General features: G+C 50.4%; 3 protein-coding genes and 1 pseudogene. All 4 read left to right on the top strand.

From position 1 onward, the window contains the following. Positions 1-516 (top strand): TraG family conjugative transposon ATPase (locus DWW91_RS27440; RefSeq protein ID WP_122329441.1); only part of this gene is annotated, 516 nt, incomplete at its 5' end. 11 nt (positions 517-527) lie between these two features. After that, complete coding sequence (locus DWW91_RS27435; protein WP_016276708.1) at positions 528-881, top strand: DUF3876 domain-containing protein; 354 nt, start codon at positions 528-530, stop codon at positions 879-881. Beyond that, positions 878-1504: a DUF4141 domain-containing protein gene (locus DWW91_RS27430; RefSeq protein ID WP_016276709.1), complete on the top strand. Its 627-nt coding sequence runs from the start codon at positions 878-880 to the stop codon at positions 1502-1504. Before DWW91_RS27435 ends, DWW91_RS27430 begins: the two co-directional genes overlap by 4 nt. A 19-nt stretch (positions 1505-1523) precedes the next feature. Continuing rightward, positions 1524-2348, top strand: a pseudogene (traJ, locus tag DWW91_RS27425) (conjugative transposon protein TraJ); the annotation flags it as partial. Positions 2349-2396: the final 48 nt, after the last annotated feature.

Here is a 2396-nt window from a genome sequence, read left to right as displayed (position 1 = left end):
GGCAGTAATGCCCCTGACCTACCCGGCAAAGCGATTGCATCGGCGAACATGGCAGACTATATCCGCTACCTCTACAAAACCGTCCGAAAATATTTCGGGGAAGCGATTGTAGTCACGCAAGAGATTGAGGATATTATTTCTTCCCCTATCGTGAAAGAGAGTATCATCAATAACTCGGACTGCAAGATACTGTTAGACCAAAGAAAATATCTCAACAAGTTCGACAGCATACAGAACCTCTTGGGACTGACCGACAAGGAGCGTTCGCAGATATTGTCTATCAACATGGCGAACCACCCCGGACGGAAATACAAGGAAGTTTTCTTCTCGCTGGGCGGCACGCAGTCGGCGGTATATGCCACGGAAGTTTCATTGGAAGAATATTACACCTTCACGACAGAGGAAAGCGAGAAAATGGAACTGTTCGCCCTTGCCGACAAGCTGGGCGGCAACCTTGAACTGGCTATCAAGCGGCTTGCAGAAAGCAAGAGAAATCCCCAATTATCAACCACTTAAAATTTAGAAATATGAAACGTACAAGTAAAATCTTGCTTCTCTTTTCCTGCGTGTTGCTATTGGCATCCTGCAAGGATAGCCCGGAAAAGCAGCTGGAGCAAATGCGGGGTGAATGGGTACATGTCAAGGGACACCCGGCTTTCACGCTCTCGGAAACGGGCGGCGAATACACCGTCACCCGGAAAGCGAATATCAGGGGCAAGGTACTGGAAACTGCCTATCAAGTGTCGGAACAGGACGGAAAACTGTTTATCGGAACTGGCTTTGCCATACTGCTGACGTATGACAAGGAACGTGACCGGATAATCCTTTCACCCGGCGGCGAATACAAGCGAGTTATAAACCCTAAAAACAAAAAAAGATGAAGAAAACAATTCTCCTTATGGCGGTATGCCTTTGCTTCATCGGCAAGGCATCCGCACAGTGGGTGGTGTCAGACCCCGGCAACTTGGCACAGGGTATCATCAACACCACCAAGCAGATAGTGCAGACTTCCACCACAGCCAAGAACACGCTGGACGGCTTCATGGAAGCGCAGAAGATTTTCCAGCAGGGTAAAAAATATTACGATGCGCTCAAAGCGGTACACGATGTTGTCAAGGGCGGTGTCAAGGTAGGAAAATCTATCGAACTGGTGGCGGAAATATCCGAAATCTACGTGCGCAACTTCCAAAACATGCTGGCAGACCCGAATTTCACGCCTGACGAACTATCCGCAATCTCGTTCGGCTATGCCAAACTGATGTCGGAAAGCTCGGACGTGTTGCAGGACTTGAAGAATGTAGTGAACATCACGGGTATGTCGCTGACGGATGCCGAACGGCTGGCTATTATTGATAATGCCTACCGAAGCCTATTGAATTACCGCAACCTCGTGAACTACTACACCCGAAAGAACATTTCCGTGTCCTATCTGCGGGCAAAAAAGAAGAACGACACCGACCGGGTGCTGGCTCTCTACGGCTCGGCGGATGAACGCTACTGGTAACATATAAATCGGTATGCCTATGTTATTAGCAGCAGTGGATTTTGACAACCTGCACCAAGTGTTGCGGGTGCTGTACGATGAGATGATGCCCTTGTGCAGCAACATGACGGGGGTAGCGAAAGGTATTGCCGGATTGGGGGCTTTGTTCTACGTGGCGGCAAAAGTGTGGCAGTCGCTCGCAAGGGCGGAAGCCATAGACGTGTACCCGCTCCTGCGCCCCTTTGCGCTGGGGCTGTGCATCATGTTTTTTCCAACATTCGTGTTGGGTACTATCAACACGGTGCTGTCGCCAGTGGTGAAAGGGTGCAACCAGCTTATGGAAACGCAGACTTTCGACATGAACGAATACCGGGCGCAGAAAGACCGACTGGAATATGAAGCCCTGATGCGAAGCCCCGAAACGGCTTACCTTGCATCGGACGAGGAATTTGACAGGCAACTGGAAGAACTGGGCTGGTCGCCCTCCGACATGGTAACTATGACGGGTATGTATATGGACAGGGCGGCGTACAATATCAAGAAGTCCGTACGGGACTGGTTCAGGGAACTATTGGAAATGCTCTTTCAGGCGGCGGGGCTGATTATAGACACGTTGCGCACGTTCTTCCTGATTGTGCTTTCGATACTGGGTCCGCTGGCGTTTGCGATTTCCGTCTATGACGGTTTCCAAAGCACGCTGACCCAGTGGATTTCACGCTATATCTCCATTTACCTGTGGCTACCCGTGTCGGACTTGTTCAGCAGCGTGCTGGCACGCATACAAACCCTGATGCTCCAAAAGGACATCGAGCAGCTTTCAGACCCGAATTTCATTCCTGACGGGAGCAGCACCGTGTATGTAATCTGTGCGCCCGTAGAGGCTGTGTAGTAAATATGCTGATTGCAAGGCATT

This window comes from Parabacteroides sp. AF17-3 (assembly GCF_003635445.1).
GTDB lineage: Bacteria > Bacteroidota > Bacteroidia > Bacteroidales > Tannerellaceae > Parabacteroides > Parabacteroides goldsteinii.
The sequence above is the reverse complement of the archived record's forward strand: the minus strand, read 5'-3'. Positions and strand labels throughout refer to the sequence as shown.

Excerpts from the sequence above, each read along its gene's own strand:
- DWW91_RS27435 (WP_016276708.1), top strand. The coding sequence starts at position 528 with ATGAAACGTACAAGTAAAATCTTGCTTCTCTTTTCCTGCGTGTTGCTA.
- DWW91_RS27430 (WP_016276709.1), top strand. The coding sequence starts at position 878 with ATGAAGAAAACAATTCTCCTTATGGCGGTATGCCTTTGCTTCATCGGC.